Genomic DNA, 17,348 nt, shown 5'->3' on the forward strand with positions numbered 1-17,348 from the left:
TTTATATTACCGCATAAAATGGCGTTGAGGCATTAGGTCAGAATCTATAACTGTTATGTCAATATCACCATATCATACATTAATATTTACTGATCAAGCCTAATGTGAAAAAACGCGTTATTCGGTCACACTTATCTGATATCGAACGATGTATTTTTCGTTCGGAGCGAGCTCTCTGTTAAAGAGAATCGTGTTGTTTGAATTGATCTTAAGGTGACTCGATGACACAGATCGAATAATGCCGTTTGCTTGATGAGTAAACTCCATTCGTTGTCTGATGTCTGAATAGTTTTTGACTTCTAATTCCCATGTTTGAGATGCTGGAAGCTTTCGGCTGGTGGTGTTTATCAGTTTTAATGTGCCAATCAGGTCGTAGCTCTTACTGGTGACCACATCGACTTTTTGATTCGAGCGCGCACTTCGGATCATGACGGGTTGACCGGCGACATAACGCTCATTTTGTCGCCACAATGTTTTGTAGGTACCGCTGACACTCTCATCTTTAAGTGTGAAGGTGGTTGTTTGGTTGAAAGTAATGGGGCGAGGGCCTGATTGATTAGGGTAAGCATATACGCTACCTACATTGACCTTTGAATCAATCGGGTAAGTCTCATTTTTGAGCGTGATCATGGTATCGGTGTAAGCTGGCAGATAATATTGCTCTGTCAATCGGTATGTAATCTGGTTTTCCTGATAGGTCGGGGCGACACTGGTGTCTGCCATCGCACTGACTCTTGCGCTCTTCATTTCCATCACCGGGGCCCCTTGTGGACGATAATTTAAATAGGGCGCTTTTAGTGATTGAGGTTTGCTACCGGTATTGGATATTAGGGCTTGCTGAATCACAGACACATCATTTTCGTCGAACACCAAGGTAAGAGCTGGTTTCCAGCTAAGCTCATCGGTGTGGTACGTCACTAGGCCGTCGTTAGGGATATGAATGGCGGAAGAGGTTGCGTCAGGAGCCGCTTTATTGCCCATTATATAAAAGTCGTTAGCAGGTAAGGTGACAGACGTGCCGCTATATTGGATAGTAATTGAATGTCCATTGACTGAAATGAGCGTTCCCTTAAAGCTGAGGTCTCGGTATTTACTCGTGATATGTATACGTTTATTTAAATAGTGTGACCAAGGGTTGGTGCTTGTTTCATGTGAGACAACGGTATTGTTGGCACTCAAAGGAATAAAAGAATGAAGATTGGGGGTGAAGCTAAGCGCTTGGGCCGAGTGTGCATACTCGGTTATTTGGCTACCATTTTGGCCGATCACGACATTCGTTTGATTTGATGCATGTGCAATAATGCTTGTTCCAATTGAAAATATTGCAATAAGCGTCTTTTTTTTGCCGCGCAGTAGTGTTCCATTTCCGTGTGACATATTAGATCCTCAACGGTAGACTATAGCGAACATTGTGTTGGTCGCATTGTATTCGAGTCCTGTTTTGGCAGTTATACATCTCGTTTCACAATGTTCAGCGTTTGTTCAAAAATTAAAACCTTATTTTCGTGTCACGAATTAAACTGTGTCGAATATGAGGTAACGTCTTCTAATTCCTGTCTGCGAGCATAGCATAGTGCCCCTGTCTGAAATTGACAAAAAATTGTTATTAATTGATGGTCTCAATCTGATTCGCCGATTGTATGCGGCTTTAGAAAGTGAGAAAGACGATATACGACGTATCGAAAGAGTTCAGGGCGCATGTATTGATGCCATCGCCAAACTGGTTAAGTTATTTGATTCTACCCATATCGCTATTGTGTTTGATTCTCCTGAAAAAACGTGGCGACACACCGAGTACCCAGAATACAAACTGGGGAGAGCGCCAATGGATGATTCTTTATTTGCGGCCATAGAAGGCTTTGCCAAGGTTTTTCGTTTTAATCACTGGCATTGTATTCGACTAAGTGGTTGGGAGGCGGATGACATCATTGCCACATTGGCCTCTAAAAGTGCGGAGCGTGGTGTTAAAAGCATCATTGTATCGACGGATAAAGGGTTTACTCAATTGCTAGAGGAGCCAAATATTTATCAGTACGACTACTTTGGTAAGCAGGGTTTCGATAAAGATTGGGTGGTGGCTAAGTACGGTGTATTTCCTCAACAAATGACGGACTATTGGGCGTTTGTTGGTGATACAACGAATCATATTCCCGGTATCAAGGGGATCGGCCCTAAAACCGCGGCCTCTATATTTCAGGCTGAGCAGAGTATTGAAAGCGTGTTTGCTAATCTTGAGCAACAGTCAGCGCGTATTCAATCGCAATTAGAAGGCAATTTAGATCACGCATTATGGGCTCGAAAAATGGTGACACTGAGACAAGATGTCTCTTTGGGTATTAGGTTGTCTCAGTTAGAAATTCGCTCGACAAACCTGTGAATTAGACAGGACTAAAAAGCGATTAACTTGATGGTTAGCAGGTTTTTTTCGTGTCATTTATGATGGCAGTAGCTTGATGGATGTAACACGATTATAATGGCCGCATTTATTAACCCTGCTGATGAGAAAGGTATGTCTGAGGTTAGAACCCGAATAGCTCCTTCACCAACTGGTGATCCACATGTAGGTACGGCCTACATTGCATTGTTTAACATGGCGTTTGCGCGCAAAATGGGCGGCAAATTTATTCTTCGTATTGAAGATACAGACCAAACTCGCAGTACTCCAGAATCGGAAAAAATGATTCTAGATGCGCTGCGTTGGTTAGGTTTGGATTGGGCTGAGGGCCCTGATGTTGGTGGCCCGCATGGTCCTTACCGTCAAAGCGAACGCGGTGATATATACGGTCAATACGCGATGCAGTTAGTGGAAAATGGTCATGCTTTCTACGCGTTTGAAACGCCAGAAGAGCTTGATGCCATGCGTGATGAGCAAAAAGCCAACGGTTTGCCTCAAAAGTATGATGGCCGAGCGCTTAATCTGACACAGGAAGAAATTCAGGCGAAGCTGGATGCCGGTGTTCCTTACGTTATCCGTATGAAAATACCGGAAGAAGGAACGTGTGTCTTTCAGGACATGCTTCGTGGTCAAATTGAAATCGACTGGGCGCAAGTCGATATGCAGGTTCTGCTTAAAGCGGATGGCATGCCAACTTATCATTTGGCGAATGTCGTTGATGACCATTTGATGAAAATCACGCATGTGATTCGTGGTGAAGAGTGGATTAACTCTGCGCCTAAGCACATTCTTCTTTATCAATACTTTGGCTGGGATATGCCGACATTGTGTCATATGCCTTTGTTGCGTAACCCTGACAAATCGAAATTGTCAAAACGTAAAAACCCTACCAGTATTTTGTATTATCAACGTATGGGGTATTTGCCAGAAGCCGTTGTTAACTATCTTGGACGCATGGGCTGGTCCATGCCTGATGAGCGCGAAAAGTTCTCATTGGACGAAATGATAGAGAACTTTGATATTCAGCGTGTTTCGTTAGGTGGCCCTGTATTTGATGTTGAGAAATTAAGCTGGTTAAACGGCGTTTGGATGCGTGAAGATTTAACGCCTGAAAACTTTGCTCAAAAATACGCAGAGTGGGCATTCCAACCAGAATACATTAATGCGATTTTACCGCTTGTGATTCCTCGGGTGGAAACGTTCTCTGATGTGGCTGATGTTGCAGGTTTGTTCTTTAAAGGTATGTTGCCAATCACGGAGCAAGACTTCGAAAACGTTAAGATCGAGCGAGAAGCACTTCGTAAAGCAATGCAATTTGCATTGTGGAAACTTGAAGCATTGCGCAGCTGGGAAAAGCAAAATATCTTTGACACGATCAAAGAGTTGGCACAGACAATGGATATTAAGTTAAAAGACTTTAATGCGCCGATTTTCATTGCTATCGCAGGCTCAACCGCATCGGTCTCCGTTTTTGACTCAATGGCTATTTTGGGTCCCGATATTACGCGAGCTAGATTTCGTAAAGCGGTGACCGTATTGGGTGGGCCATCGAAGAAAGAAATGAAACGTTGGGAAAAAGAGTTTCAGGCTTTGTAGTCTAAACTCAATATATAATCTAAATAAAAAAGCGCAGCTGAGAAGCCGCGCTTTTTTTGTGAGATATGATGCACTCGTTAGATCGTCAACCAGCTAGACTCACTTCGTTGTAAACACGCTGGTTTTCTCATCAAGTCTTGCGACCTGCTCGTGAATTTGTGTCGTATTGCCTTCTATGCTCGCTATATATTCACTGTCGTGTTGTAAGCGTTGGGCAATTCTGTCCATCTCTTCACTCATGTGGATCGCTGTTTTTGCGACTTCCTGAATAGAACGTGCCATATCTGATGAAGAGGTTGAACTGGTTTGAGCATTGTGTTCTATCTCGCGAATCGCAAGCTCTGCTTTTTCACTGAACTCTTCAATGGCATGTAGGTTTTCTTGCCCACTTTCCATTGTTTCGATTGCTGTCTGAGTTGAAGACTGAATAGTACTTACGATGTCAGTAATCTTAGACGTTGCATCGACCGTTTTTTCGGCCAATGAACGAACTTCGTCAGCAACGACTGAGAAACCGCGTCCTGCTTCGCCTGCACGCGCTGCCTCAATAGCAGCATTCAGAGCGAGAAGGTTGGTCTGATTTGCTAAGTCATTGATCATGGCAAGAACGCTGTCGATGTCTTTCGACAGTTTGCCTAGTGAGTTCAATTGATCGCTTGTTTCATTAACGACTTCAATCGTTTTTGAAAGATTAGACAGAGCATCTTTGATTGTGTTGGAGCCGACAACCGCTGATTCGTAAGTGTTCTGTGATTGACTGCTCAACTCATCCGTAGTTGATGAAATGCTTGAGATCGTCGTTGAGATTTCTTCCGTTGCAGCGGCGAGAGAATTGGTTTGCTCGGTGGTTGAGCGGTTACTGTCAGCGATATTGGTGACTGCGCCTTTTAGCTCAGAGACCATGTTATTGACGTCGCCCGTAGTATGAACCACTTCACCGATGACGGTGTCCAGCCCTCCCGTCATTTCATTGACTGAGCCACACAAACTGTCGAACTCATCGTTACGCTTATGATTGACATTTAAGCGAGCCGTTAGGTCGCCATTTTTAACTTTGCCTAAGTCACGAATGATCTGACTTAACGTTGCATTCACGCTACGGCCAATTGCTAACATGAGTAGAGCGGCTGCGACGGCGACTACAATACTTACGGTAATCACGCTGATGCTGGCCTGTTGAGAGCTTGCAGATGCGTTCTCGCGCGCTTTCGCTACGGCTTCTTTCAAATAGTTGGTTGATTCAAGTCTGCTTGTATTAAATGCTTCACGTGCATTATTAAATGCCGCTTCTGCTTTTATCTGAGCATCGTGAGCTTGGCCAAAATTATCAATGGCCGCTATGTAGTTTGTGATGACTTCCGAGAAACGCTCTTCTAGCCCAAAGTTGACGATTCGCTTGTGGAAAGAGTCATATCGAGCTTGGAACTCGTCTCGGTTTGCTTGAGATGGCTCGAAAATATAGTTTTTTTCAGCCTGTCTAACTGGTAAGAACTCTTGCTTAATCAAACTTAGGAAGGACACTTCTTCTGTGGTTGTTTCGCCAAGAGAGGAGACTGTCCCTTTCAAACCACTTGAGCCATTAAAACCAACGACACTGGTTTTTTCAACTAATGTCACTAAGGAAGTAGAGTAGGTTTCAAAGTTGGAGCTTACTGTAGTGACAAGGTCTTTCGCAGCGGGGTCAGTAAGCAAATCAATATCGCTCACCAAAACCTGTTTGTATTGTTCTGTCGTTGTATTTATATCATCTAGATAGGCTTGATAACTGCTGCCATCAAGTTTAGAAAGTCGCTCATACTGTTCCATCATTTTGATTACGAGCGTTGAAAGGTCATCTTGTACCTTGGTAGTGCGCTCAAATTGTCCTGACGCGTTTTCTTGAACTTTTAGCCCTTGCAGTGCGACAAATGTGACAATAACGAAGCCCACTACAGCTCCACCAAGTAGAGAGAATAGCTTCGCGCGAAAACCTAAATTGGCAATCATAGGAACACCCATTTTGTTATTATTGGAATGTCTTTTAATTAGAGCACAATATCTTGTGTTGTGTTCTATGGATTTTATTTTAGAGCTATTTTAGTAGAATGCGCAATCAGTACTTTTTAAATTTTAGTAAAAATGCATTTTATTGATATGAATAGCAATTATTTCTTATCCCATGCGCGTTCTAGTGTCAGTCTATCGCGATAACTTATTGGTTATTGGTTATTGGTGTAGACCAATGAGTGTGTTGCTATGGTGTTTTTATCGTACCCTGAGCGAATTAGTAAAAGATGTATGGAGATTATATCTAATTGGCTAAATGAATGTTACAAACTCTAAATTTGATGAGGCGATAGCCAAATGTCCATCTTTCTTGAGGGGGTCATGATCACATTACCAGGGTAGCGTGCGATTCCGTTTGACGTGAACTCGAAATCATATTGTCTAATAACGCCAAACTGGCCATTTTTCCATGATATTCGCCATTTGGTGCCAGCCACCGTATCGTCAAGAAGCTGAAGGTCTAAAGATTGGCAGTGCTTTTTGACATAGCTGAGCGCATATTCTCGCGCTCTTATGTTGGCCCACCACGCATATAAAATAGAGGCAAGCCCTAATGCAATACAGATATCTGAAAGAGAGATATACATTGTTGTCTTATATTTATTAAGAAGGGAGCTTATCTTAAAGTGCTTGTCAGCGAGAGTAAATACGCCCCCACCCCCAAAGCAGGAGAGAAAAAGGGGTGGGGCGTGCTCTATACAGTGACGTGTTAGCCTCATCCTCCCAGCATCTACTATTCGGTCAATCGGGGCAGCGATTGAGTGGTAATCCAAATATGAGTCTGTCTATGCTGGGGCCAGTCAGCGGATGATTAAGCGGCTTCAACGCTCCTTTCTGCATAAAGTTGGATGACCCACTGCTCAACACGCTCATCAGTGAGTTCAAACTGTTGGTCTTCATCTACAGCAAGACCGATAAATGTCTCTTTGCCATTAATGCATGCACGAGACGCTTCAAATTCGTAACCTTCAGTCGACCACTCGCCAATGAAAGTGGCACCAGTTGGTTTTAATTTTTCATACAACCAACCCATAGCGTCGACAAAGTAATCTCCGTATCCAAATTGATCCCCTAGTCCATAAAGTGCGATCGTTTTGTTGGCTAGGTTTAGTGAGCCTAAGTTGTCACCTAGGTCTTCCCAGTCAGCTTGAATGCCACCAAAGTCCCAAGTTGGGATGCCCAAAATAAGCATGTCATATTGTTCCATAATGCTTGGATCGGTGTCTTTGATGTTAAACATTTCTACTGAGACACCCAGATCTTCGAACTGAGTGACAATTTTTTTACCAATTTCTTCTGTGTTATTGGTGTCTGTCCCGTAAATTAAAGCGATTGGAGACTGTTCCATTATTCTTATGTACCTTGTTTTCTCTAATGAATTTGACCGTAATGATGGCTTAAAATGCCAAACTGTTTTAAGAAAGCCTCTTCGAACTCTTCCATGCTTAGACCAGTATCAGTAACGATTTTACCTTTTTTATCTGGTGCATTTTTTAGCTCTAATGCAGCTTGCTTAATGCGAATCTGTTTTTTGTAGGTAGAAATACTTTGCCCTACCAAGTAAAAAAAGCCGACTTCAAAGGCGGTTTGATTAAGCCCGACAGTTTGAGCGGTTCTTTCAATGCTGTGTTTGGACGAAAAAGCCACTTCTAACAAATTTTGCCCATTTAGAACTTTGTTTTGGCAGTCTCCGCACGAATTAATATGTTTTACAATTTGTAAATGCTCAATGATTTCGAAAAACATGTTATATATTTTTCCTGTCATTGATATGGCTCGAGATGTGCTCGGCTTTCTTTCTATAACAGGTTGAATCACTTGCTTAAGTTGTTCTGTTATAGGTAATTTGACGACGTTTGTACTGTTCCCAAGCTCATCGCTCGCTTCTAAGAAGTAGGACATTATTTTATCTTCTGGCTCTCCGGTTAAAGCGGCACAGCGTTCAGGTGTCAGGTGTATCTGAGTTAAGTGGTAATGTGTATCTATATTGAGCGGGAAAGCGCCTTCTACTTTTCTTGGTAAATAGGTAATTTGAACGCATTCATTGTTGTCTGAATCACAGTGCTGTTTTGATGTGTCGGCGTGCGTCTTCGAGCACGAGCTGTAAAAAGATATATATAGGCCCGGCCTTGCTTCTTCTATAACCTCAAGATTCCGTGACACGCAGATAGATTGCTCTAAAAGCGTAACGCCCGGCGCTGGGTGCAATGTATTTCTATGACCTGTAACAGACAGGGACCAGATATCCTGAACATTGCCTGCTGCGTTAAATAGATCATGTATAGAAATTTGCATCGAGAGCCTCTTAATTAGCCATCATTTGATAATGGTTATCATTAAATACCTATATGCATCTAAATGCAAGTAGTTCTCATTAAAAAACTCTTTTTATTTATAATTATTTTATGGGGAGGTCTGCATGCATGGTCACGAGTGACACTGCGGCGGGCAAAAATAGGAGAGGAGGCGGAGTTTATGTGTTGTAAATGAATATTTTGAGTCCCTTTTAAACACTGTATTGGAGGATGTGGTTGTCGTGCAAAGGCTTCATGTAGGTGTTCTGGACTGCTTTAAAAAAGCAAAGTGACGTAGACGTTACTTATTAAGTTTGGGGAGCGCTTATATAGGATAGAGTTTTATAAAATAGAGCTTAAATAGAAGAGAGATTAGATAAGAGAGAGTGTCTTGAGAATGGTAATACCAACACTGGTAGAAAAGATTGAGGCAAGTGTTGTTATTGCAATTATATTGGCGGCAAGCGGGGCATTGCCACCGACCGCTCTAACCATGATGTAGCTGGCGGATGCTGCTGGGGCAGAAGAGAGAAGGCATATTGCACCCAATTCCATACCTCTAAATCCTAGCAGTATGGCACCTAATGTAATAAAGAAAGGCACGAGTATTAGTTTCCCTATCGAAGCGTAGGCTGCTATGCGTATGCCTCGTTTCATTTCTCCAAAATTAAGGGTCGCGCCTGCGCATAATAATGCTAACGGTAGTGTCATTTGGGCGAAGTAGTTGCCAACTTTGTAGATGGTGTTCGGCAAGTGTAAATTCAGTTTAGAGAATACAAGAGCTGTTACGATGGCGATAATGAGCGGGTTTTTAAAAATAGCCAGTACGGTTTTTTTCAAACTTTTGTTGGCGCTCAATGATCGGTTCAGGCAAATCACAGACAAAATATTATAAAGAATCGTGACGCCCCCAAGGTAGATAGACGCGACGGAGAAAACCTCTTCTCCATAGGCGTTTAGACAATAGGCTAGCCCAATAATACCCATGTTAGAACGAAAAGCGCCTTGAATGAAAACACCGCGATCTTCTTTTTTGGGTACGATGTAGCTGGAGATAACTTCTAGGAAGAGATAACACACTACAGTAGCGACAATGCCGTACAAAACTAATGAATAGTTGGTTGCGGCACTGATGGGTGTCTTAGAGATATTGATAAAGAGTAAAGCGGGCAGCGTAATATTAAAAACGAGCTTAGACGAAACATCATTGAAGTTGTCATTGATAACGCGCAGCCGAAAGAGAACGATGCCAAGGATCATGATCAGAAAGATCGGCGCAGTAATAGAGAAAGAGAACGCTATTGTGCTTAAAAAATCTGACAATTTACCCTCCCTTATAATCTCGCTTATCTATTATGGCCATTTGGCCGTCGTTCACTAGGTTACCCTCATGACCTCCTAAGAGGTCAATAAGCGTATGTTTTTCTTTGTTTCCGTATCTAACTAGTCGTTGTTTTCGAAGCGGTATCCTGCACCGTATACCGAGTGGATTACATTAAGCTCCGGTGCGACTGCTGAGATCTTCTTCCGCAGCTTTTTGATGTGGCTATCAATGGTTCGGTCACTAACGACGCGGCTATCTGAGTAGATGCTTTTCATAATCAAGTCACGACCAAATACTCGACCTGGCTCTTTGATCAAAAGTTGCAATAACTGGAACTCTACTGTTGTTAGGTCGATCAGTTCGCCTTTGTAGGTCGCTCGTAAACGATCTGCATCTAGGTCAAAGCCGTCTGTTTTAGGAGATTCAATATGATCAAGCTCTACACGGCGCAGGTTCGCTTTAACGCGTGCCACTACTTCACGAGGGCTAAATGGTTTACATACGTAATCATCCGCTCCCATTTCAAGGCCGATTAGGCGATCGATTTCTTCTGCTTTAGCCGTCACCATAATAATAGGGATGCCGCTGAACTGACGTACCTGTTTACACACTTCAATTCCGTCTAGGCCTGGTAACATAAGGTCAAGTAGAATTAGGTCAACTTGGTTGCTTTTTACATAGTCTACGACGATATCACCGCGTTCTAGGTGGTGATGCTCATAACCTGCCTGTTCTAGGTAGGCACTCATTAATTCTGCTAATTTTGGTTCATCTTCGACAATTAGTACTTTACTCATAATGCGATTCCAAATATCCATTAATTAGTTAAAGGTAGTTCAACGCGTATACCCAATCCACCCGTTGGTGCATGGTAAGCCTCGATAGACCCTTGATGACCTTCAATAATGCTGGTGCATATTGCCAAGCCTAGGCCTCGTCCACCTGTTGCTCGGTTTCTTGAGTTTTCTACTCTGAAAAATTGATCAAATATTTTTGTCAGGTCCTCATCCGATACACCTGGAGGTGTATCCTCTAAAAGGACAACGGCTTTCTTGTTTTGTTTCTTTAAGGTGATTTTTATCTCGCCTGGCGCATTCGTGTATTTAAGCGAGTTGTTCATTAAATTTGTGAATAACTGATGTAGACGGTCAGTATCGCCACATACCATAATCGGAGATTTACACTCGTTGTTCAACTTAACGTTTATATTTGCCTCATCAAGTTGTAAGAGCATTGAGTTCACGGCTTGCTCTAATAAGTGCTCTAAATCCGAGTCTTCCATTTGATAGCTGAGACTGCCCATGTCGTGCATTGATAGTTGGTTCAGGTCGTCAATCAATCTTGCGATGTGAATGGTCTCATGCTGCAATGACGCGAGAGAATCCGGTGATACCTTGATAATACCGTCTTGCATTGCCTCAATTTCACCTCGAAGAATCGCGACAGGTGTTCGTAATTCATGAGCGGTATCCGCGACCCATTTTCTACGAGCGTCACGCATGTGGTCAAGGGTAGAGGCGAGGTGGTTGAAATCTCGCCCTAAGTCGGCAAGCTCGTCAGTTCCTCGAATTTGGATGCGCGTGTCGAACTGTCCAGCAGATAAGCGTTTAGCGGCCGCACGTAATGTACTGATTGGTTTGCTTAACCATTGAGCAAGTGGCCATGTCAAAACGGCGGCAATGATGAGCATGAAGGCCGAGATCAATAAAAATGCTTCTCCTTGTTGGCGAACAAAGCTCAGCGTTCTATCTTGAACCAAATCACGCATCGATCGTAAGCCAACATAGCCAACGGTTTTGCCTTCCACTACCACTGGGTGTGTTTCCGCTTTGGTATAGGGGACATGGCCGATAATAGGCGCCTTTTTTTGATCGTATAACAAAAACCGTTGTCGATAATATTGAGATGGGTAGATCAAATCCAAATTAGGCGTACTTGGTGGCGGTATCAAGTCTCTTAGGTTTTCCAGTTTTTGCTTTTGCCAGCGATCTTCAAGTCGGCTTTCTTGTGCAAGAAAGTACCAATCATCGTAATAAACATATAAGTTGGCGGTTCTATTGGCCATTTGTTCAAGGAAGTCGCGATCTCTTTCCGTGGCATAAGAGACAAAGCCTCGGTCGAAGCTCCATTGAAACACTTGCCACATGGATACAATAAGTAGAATGTTACTCAAGACAAACACGGCAAATAATTTGTGTCTTATCTGGAAGTTTCGTGAAAATCGCATAAAGAGCGTACTTAACCTCAAACTAAATGGCGTGAGCCAACTTCTCATTAACAGAAATAGAGCTCTTTACTAGAATTCTCTTCTTTCTTTTCGATGGCTCTCGTCATCATCCGTTTTTATAAGAACCCTTTGCTTACTATACATTTTTTGCGAATTCACACCATTTTTTCGGTGTAAATAATGAGGAATGTAAATGGAAAGAGAGCTATCTTAAGTTGATATGGTTAAAAGTTGAACAGTTTTGGTGGTTAATTTATAATCCGCGTCCCTAAATTAAGTAACGTATTATCGGTTGTTTCTATGGTTCCACTACAATTCCACAACGTTGATTTGATTCGCAGGCTAGATAAGAAGACGCGACGTAGAGCGGTTTTTCATACATTGATTGATTCTGGAATATTAAAAAGTCGGACTGCTGTAATAAAGGTGCTTGTTGTTCTTGGGTTGATCAGTGCGCTTTTTGTGGGGCCTCTAAGTGTTGTGGTGGGGGCATGGGTTCCTATTTGTATCGCGATGCCTTTTCTATTGTCTTTGTTACTTCGATCTGAGTTGGAGGATATTTTTAAGCCTTACCTTTTGAAAATGGCAATAGCCTTGTTTTACACAGGGAAAGTAGATGCATGAAAAATTGGACTTTTTATGAGCCCAGTTGATCATGCGATGGTTTTACCATAAAGCGTTTTTCTTGTTATGTTATTTTGTTATTATCATATCAGAAAAGATATAGAGAATAATTATAATGATTAAAACTGTTTGTGTTGTTGTATTGAGTGCCGCCGCTCTGGCTTTCAATACACTGCTTTGTTTCCTTCCTGTCATGCTGTTGGGGCTTATTAAGCTCTGTGTTCCTCTTTTATTTATTCGAAAAGCGTCTAATCGTTCGTTAAATGCCATTGCGTCGTTCTGGATTTCGGTGAACAACCTTGTCCAGAAGAGTACAAGTGCCGGAGAAATTGAGGTTAATGGCGTTAGGGAACTCAAGGAAAATGATTGGTATATGCTTGTGGCAAACCATCAATCTTGGGTTGATATTCTTGTATTGCAGCGAGTCTTCAACCGCCGCATTCCATTTATAAAATTCTTTTTAAAGAAAGAGCTTATTTGGGTTCCTTTTATTGGTCTCGTTTGGTGGGCTTTAGATTTTCCTTTTATGCGCCGTTTTAGTAAGACAATGCTAACTAAGCATCCTCATTTACGGGGAAAGGACATCGAAGTGACGCGTAAAGCGTGTGAAAAATTTAAAGATTCGCCAGTGGCAATTATGAACTTTCTTGAAGGGACTCGCTTTACTCGCCAAAAGTACGCGAAACAAAAAAGCCCTTACTCACACCTCTTGAGACCTAAAGCGGGTGGATTGTCTTTCGCTTTGAGTGCTATGGGGGGAAGAATTCATAAACTCTTGGATATTACGATTGTCTACCCAGAAGGTGTTCCAAGCTTTGTCGATTATTTGGGTGGTCGGGTTAAGGCTGTGAAAGTCTATGTTCGGGAAATTACGGTCGATGAAAGCTTGATTGGCGATTATCAAACTGACGAGCAATATAAGGCCAGCTTCCAAAAATGGGTTAACGTACTATGGGATGAAAAAGACAGGCTTATTCATACTGCTAACCAATAAAGTGCGTTAAAGGGAAAAGCGCGTTAAACGGAATAGCGACTAGACTGTATGGTGTGATTTTTCGATTACTGTGCCTGTTGCTTCTTTTTGTTATCTCTTAAATTTTTTATCACCAACACGAAAATTTAAGATTTAAAAAAGGCCGCCCTATAATGCTTTCGAAACTCCTTACTCCCAAAGCACAAAAAATGGAAAGCTCGCTTGTGCGAGAGTTACTTCATTATTCTCAACAACCAGATATTCTTTCGTTAGCCGGAGGATTACCTGACGAAAAATATATGCCGTCTTATCCTGCGATCGAGGCGTTGGAAGTGAGTCAGCAATATGGCCCTTCTGAAGGTGAGGGGCGGCTACGTCACCAAATCGCTGAGATTGTGAAGGAAAGAGGTGTGGCTGTTGAGGATAACCAAGTACTTGTGACAAATGGCTCTCAGCAGGCGTTGGATCTTGTTAGTCGTATTGTTCTCGACGAAAACTCCATTATTTTGACTGAACAACCCACCTATCTTGCCGCAATTCAGGTATTTGAGCTGCAAGGTGCCCAAATAAAAGACGTTCGATCAGATGAGTTTGGACTGGTGCCCGATGCGTTGCGTCGTGCTATTGAAGAATATCAGCCAAAGGCAGTCTACTTAATTCCGAACTTTCAAAACCCTGCAGGTCATTGTTATAGCAAGCGTCGTCGTGTTGAGATTGCAGCGTTGTTGGATGAGAAGGGGGTATTGCTTATCGAGGACGATCCATATTTCGACTTATGTTATGAGGATGTTGATCGAACTCCTATTACGCATTATTTAGAGACAGCGCCTTGGGTCTACATGGGGAGTTTTTCTAAGGTATTGTGGCCTGGAATGCGAACGGGTTATGTTGTCTCTTGCGAAGCGTTGGTTCCTTATTTGGTTAAGATTAAGCAGGCAGCAGATCTACATACAAACCGTCTCGGCCAACTTATGATTTCAGAATACCTTGTTTCTGGCGCTTATCCTGAGCATATTAAAAAATTGAGAAGAGTGTATGCGCAAAAAAGGGACGCAATGGCGCGAGCAATAGACGTTAATCTATCTGGGTTGGTGAGTTATTCGCTTCCAGCAGGCGGCATGTTTTTTTGGGTAAAACTGCCAAGTGGCGTCTTTTCTGATCGAGTTTTGCGTCAGGCGCTGGAGCGAAAAGTATTGGTGTTGCCTGGTTTGCCTTTTTTCGCGAATGCGTCCGAATTAAGTGATGGTTATTTGCGCCTCAGTTTTGCTCGCGTATCAGAGGAAGATGTGTCAAATGCGATTTCTATCTTGGCGGATGTCATTAAAGAAATCATGGATGAGTCCCTGTAATTTTGCTCTGGTTGGCATCGCGCCTTCCCATAAACCATCGACTCAGGTTAAAATTTGGGTTTTAGAACGTCAAAGAATAGGAATGAGTAATGGGCAGAGCCTATCAAAACCGTAAAGAGTCGATGGCGAAAACATCGGATCAGAAAGCAAAAGTCTACAGTAAATACGGACGCGAAATTTACGTTTGTGCTAAATCTGGTGGTGGTGATCCAAACGGTAACCTAGCTCTACGCAGTTTGATCGATCGTGCAAAAAAAGACCAAGTACCAGGTCATGTTATCGATAAAGCACTCGATAAAGCGCAAGGCGGCGGTGGGGAAGACTTTGATACTGCTCGCTATGAAGGCTTTGGTCCTGGCAATACAATGGTGATCGTGGACTGTTTGTCGGACAACCCTAATCGTACTTTTGGTGATGTAAGAACCTGTTTCAATAAGGTCAAAAGCAAGATAGGGACGCAGGGTAGTGTTTCTCACATGTTTGATCATTCTGCTATTTTTGTGTTCTCTGCAGAAGACGAAGAAGCGGTGTTGGAAGCCTTGATGATGGCGGATGTTGATGTCACTGACATTGAGCTTGAAGAGGGCAAAGCAACCGTCTTTACACCAAACAATGAATACGGTAAAGCGCGTGCGGCGATCTTAGAGGCGTATCCTGGTGTTGAGTTTGACGTGGACGAAATTCAATTTGTGCCTCAGGTGACGACTGAAATTTCAGGTGAAACGGTTGAGCAGTTTGAGCGCTTTCTTGATTTATTGAATGATCTGGATGATGTTCAACGTGTTTTCCATAACGCTGAATATTAGATTGAGTGAGTGTTGCTGAAGTAATGCCACTGAGTTAGCAAAAAGAAGTGGTCGCCGCTGCATGTAATGTTTGCATGGTAAGCGTATTAGGGTCTTGGGACTACGGTTTATAGATGTAGTAGCAAGGCCCTTTTATTTTTAAACATTCAAAAAGTTTGGATACATTAACTGTGAGTAAATTAGAGCAAGATCGTCAGCTTTCTCCTTGTGTGAACGTGTGCTTTCTTAATGATGATGATGTCTGTGTTGGTTGTTATCGCACTGGCATGGAGATAGCGACATGGGGGCGGATGACTGGGCGGGAGCAGCAAGAGGTGCTTGAGTTGGTTAAGGAGAGGGAGCAGGCGAGTGCTTTTGTAGCAAATTAAGTGTCTTTGCTTTTTCTCGCCTGTGTTTATTTCTCTTTATTAGTCGTTTGTTGGGTTATTTTTGAGTGTGATCCACTGCGACATGTATTGCGTGCTCTTCATGCTGTGATGTCTCATCATCTTTCCTAGAAAATGGGCGTTCCTAAGTGGCTCTTTTAGACTGAGTTGCAGTTTGAGTCGTTTTATCAGGCTGGGTTCCCAGTGGTTAATTTCATATTTTTCTTCAATGATTCGATCTCCATTTTTCTGCATTAGGTTCCAGCTTTCTTGGTCTTGGTACAGTGACGCGGTTGCCGATGCAAACTCCTCGATGTCGCTTGTTATGATACCGTTCCATGGTAGTGAGCCATGCATTGATTCAGCGCCAATGGGTGATGTTATGCTTGGTGTGCCGCAGAGCATGGCGTCGTAGAGTTTGCCTTTAATGCCAGCCCCAAAGCGAATAGGGGCGACGCAGAGTTTTGCGTTCTGCATCACGTCAGTCACGTTTTCTGCCCAGCCTTTGATCAAAAAGCGCTCTTTTTCGTTGTGTAGTTGTGTGGCTTTTGGTGGGGGGTATGCGCCATAGATATGCAGCTCGACGTCACTGAGTCCGTTTTCTTTTAGCTTCTTTCTAATGGCTGGCCAAAATGTCTGCTTTAGCTGTAGGACGGCGTCCCAATTTGGCGCATGGCGAAAGTTGCCTATCCAAATTAAATGTTGTCGATTTTCGAATGATGGGCGCAACGCTTTTTCCTCTTCTGACAGTGAGTGTGTCATAAAGGGTAAGTGCATAACGTGTGACGCAGGGACATGAAAGTGTTCTTGTAATATCTTGCATTCGTGCTCTGAGACCATGAGTGTCAAATCACTGCGGTGTATTGCGGCGATTTCTCTTATACCAATGTCACTGTGCATGTCTTCAATGTTGAATGTACTGTTTTGTTTTATCGCGTTGTGGCGTGCTTCTCGAAGTGAGTGCAAGTCCTCTGTATTGAGGGCGCGTAAGCTGTTTGGAGAGTGTTTTTCTACTCGCCAACCAAATTGCTCTTCCATCATAAAGCGGTCAAAGACAACGATGTCGGCGTTAGCGTCCGCAATGAATTGATTAAAGGTGTCGTCGTTCACTTGGATGCTATGGCAAGTGACTTGATGGGTGCTTAAATCCGTCATATGTTCGGTCGGCTGAGCGGGTGTTGCAAACGATACTTTCCATTCACTTTTTCGAAAGCTTTGTATTAATTGAAGCATTCGGTAGCCCGCTGCAGAGGAGTTTGGTTCAGGCCAAACGTAACCGATGATTAAAACATGAAGGGGAGTATTCACTGTGGATAGACTTCCAAATTGATTTGTAAAGAGGACTTTTT

At 42.9% G+C, this 17,348-nt stretch carries 16 protein-coding genes; 7 read left to right on the forward strand and 9 right to left on the reverse strand.

Going from position 1 to position 17,348, the window contains the following annotated elements:
- Window positions 1-117: 117 nt before the first annotated feature.
- Window positions 118-1,377: an SIMPL domain-containing protein gene (locus MARME_RS07250; RefSeq protein WP_013660615.1), complete on the reverse strand. Its 1,260-nt coding sequence runs from the start codon at window positions 1,375-1,377 to the stop codon at window positions 118-120.
- 196 nt (window positions 1,378-1,573) lie between these two features.
- Between MARME_RS07250 and xni the strand changes: the two genes are divergently transcribed.
- Window positions 1,574-2,377 (forward strand): flap endonuclease Xni, encoded by an 804-nt coding sequence (xni, locus tag MARME_RS07255; RefSeq protein WP_013660616.1) that lies wholly within the window; start codon window positions 1,574-1,576, stop codon window positions 2,375-2,377.
- 132 nt (window positions 2,378-2,509) lie between these two features.
- Window positions 2,510-3,991 carry a glutamate--tRNA ligase gene (gene gltX / locus MARME_RS07260; protein WP_041648374.1) on the forward strand — a complete coding sequence of 494 codons (1,482 nt, stop codon included), beginning with the start codon at window positions 2,510-2,512 and terminating at the stop codon, window positions 3,989-3,991.
- A 99-nt stretch (window positions 3,992-4,090) separates the two neighbouring features.
- On the opposite strand, the gene MARME_RS07265 is transcribed toward gltX, so the two are convergent.
- From MARME_RS07265 to MARME_RS07295, 7 genes are all read right to left on the reverse strand, one after another.
- Window positions 4,091-5,977 (reverse strand): methyl-accepting chemotaxis protein, encoded by a 1,887-nt coding sequence (locus tag MARME_RS07265; protein ID WP_041647807.1) that lies wholly within the window; start codon window positions 5,975-5,977, stop codon window positions 4,091-4,093.
- Window positions 5,978-6,309: 332 nt separating this feature from the next.
- Window positions 6,310-6,624 (reverse strand): DUF3301 domain-containing protein, encoded by a 315-nt coding sequence (locus MARME_RS07270; protein WP_013660619.1) that lies wholly within the window; start codon window positions 6,622-6,624, stop codon window positions 6,310-6,312.
- A gap of 224 nt (window positions 6,625-6,848) precedes the next feature.
- Complete coding sequence (locus tag MARME_RS07275) at window positions 6,849-7,385, reverse strand: flavodoxin (protein WP_013660620.1); 537 nt, start codon at window positions 7,383-7,385, stop codon at window positions 6,849-6,851.
- A gap of 23 nt (window positions 7,386-7,408) precedes the next feature.
- A complete protein-coding gene (locus MARME_RS07280; protein WP_013660621.1) occupies window positions 7,409-8,332 on the reverse strand; it encodes a hypothetical protein in 924 nt (307 codons plus the stop codon).
- Window positions 8,333-8,703: 371 nt separating this feature from the next.
- A complete protein-coding gene (locus MARME_RS07285; RefSeq protein WP_013660622.1) occupies window positions 8,704-9,654 on the reverse strand; it encodes an AEC family transporter in 951 nt (316 codons plus the stop codon).
- A gap of 120 nt (window positions 9,655-9,774) precedes the next feature.
- Window positions 9,775-10,452: a response regulator gene (locus tag MARME_RS07290; protein WP_013660623.1), complete on the reverse strand. Its 678-nt coding sequence runs from the start codon at window positions 10,450-10,452 to the stop codon at window positions 9,775-9,777.
- A 20-nt stretch (window positions 10,453-10,472) separates the two neighbouring features.
- Window positions 10,473-11,837, reverse strand: a complete 1,365-nt coding sequence (locus tag MARME_RS07295) for an ATP-binding protein (RefSeq protein WP_223295036.1) — start codon at window positions 11,835-11,837, stop codon at window positions 10,473-10,475.
- Between the two features lie 345 nt (window positions 11,838-12,182).
- Between MARME_RS07295 and MARME_RS07300 the strand changes: the two genes are divergently transcribed.
- From MARME_RS07300 to MARME_RS07320, 5 genes are all read left to right on the forward strand, one after another.
- On the forward strand, window positions 12,183-12,506 hold the full coding sequence (locus MARME_RS07300; protein ID WP_013660625.1) for a hypothetical protein: 324 nt from the start codon (window positions 12,183-12,185) through the stop codon (window positions 12,504-12,506).
- A gap of 115 nt (window positions 12,507-12,621) precedes the next feature.
- Window positions 12,622-13,500, forward strand: coding sequence for an acyltransferase (locus tag MARME_RS07305; protein ID WP_013660626.1), 879 nt, complete (start codon window positions 12,622-12,624; stop codon window positions 13,498-13,500).
- 152 nt (window positions 13,501-13,652) lie between these two features.
- A complete protein-coding gene (locus MARME_RS07310) occupies window positions 13,653-14,828 on the forward strand; it encodes an aminotransferase-like domain-containing protein (RefSeq protein WP_013660627.1) in 1,176 nt (391 codons plus the stop codon).
- An 89-nt stretch (window positions 14,829-14,917) separates the two neighbouring features.
- Window positions 14,918-15,634, forward strand: coding sequence for a YebC/PmpR family DNA-binding transcriptional regulator (locus tag MARME_RS07315; RefSeq protein WP_013660628.1), 717 nt, complete (start codon window positions 14,918-14,920; stop codon window positions 15,632-15,634).
- A gap of 170 nt (window positions 15,635-15,804) precedes the next feature.
- Window positions 15,805-16,002: a DUF1289 domain-containing protein gene (locus MARME_RS07320; protein ID WP_013660629.1), complete on the forward strand. Its 198-nt coding sequence runs from the start codon at window positions 15,805-15,807 to the stop codon at window positions 16,000-16,002.
- A gap of 39 nt (window positions 16,003-16,041) precedes the next feature.
- Here the strand turns inward: MARME_RS07320 and MARME_RS07325 are convergent, their stop codons facing one another.
- The gene (locus tag MARME_RS07325; protein ID WP_013660630.1) at window positions 16,042-17,307 is read right to left on the reverse strand and encodes a glycosyltransferase family 4 protein; all 1,266 of its coding nucleotides are present in this window, start codon (window positions 17,305-17,307) and stop codon (window positions 16,042-16,044) included.
- Between the last annotated feature and the right edge of the window lie 41 nt (window positions 17,308-17,348).

This window comes from Marinomonas mediterranea MMB-1 (genome assembly GCF_000192865.1).
Classification (GTDB): domain Bacteria; phylum Pseudomonadota; class Gammaproteobacteria; order Pseudomonadales; family Marinomonadaceae; genus Marinomonas; species Marinomonas mediterranea.

Coding starts and splice junctions, on each gene's coding strand:
- MARME_RS07250 (WP_013660615.1), bottom strand. CDS start 1,377: ATGTCACACGGAAATGGAACACTACTGCGCGGCAAAAAAAAGACGCTT.
- gltX (WP_041648374.1), top strand. CDS start 2,510: ATGTCTGAGGTTAGAACCCGAATAGCTCCTTCACCAACTGGTGATCCA.
- MARME_RS07265 (WP_041647807.1), bottom strand. CDS start 5,977: ATGATTGCCAATTTAGGTTTTCGCGCGAAGCTATTCTCTCTACTTGGT.
- MARME_RS07270 (WP_013660619.1), bottom strand. CDS start 6,624: ATGTATATCTCTCTTTCAGATATCTGTATTGCATTAGGGCTTGCCTCT.
- MARME_RS07275 (WP_013660620.1), bottom strand. CDS start 7,385: ATGGAACAGTCTCCAATCGCTTTAATTTACGGGACAGACACCAATAAC.
- MARME_RS07280 (WP_013660621.1), bottom strand. CDS start 8,332: ATGCAAATTTCTATACATGATCTATTTAACGCAGCAGGCAATGTTCAG.
- MARME_RS07290 (WP_013660623.1), bottom strand. CDS start 10,452: ATGAGTAAAGTACTAATTGTCGAAGATGAACCAAAATTAGCAGAATTA.
- MARME_RS07300 (WP_013660625.1), top strand. CDS start 12,183: ATGGTTCCACTACAATTCCACAACGTTGATTTGATTCGCAGGCTAGAT.
- MARME_RS07305 (WP_013660626.1), top strand. CDS start 12,622: ATGATTAAAACTGTTTGTGTTGTTGTATTGAGTGCCGCCGCTCTGGCT.
- MARME_RS07310 (WP_013660627.1), top strand. CDS start 13,653: ATGCTTTCGAAACTCCTTACTCCCAAAGCACAAAAAATGGAAAGCTCG.
- MARME_RS07315 (WP_013660628.1), top strand. CDS start 14,918: ATGGGCAGAGCCTATCAAAACCGTAAAGAGTCGATGGCGAAAACATCG.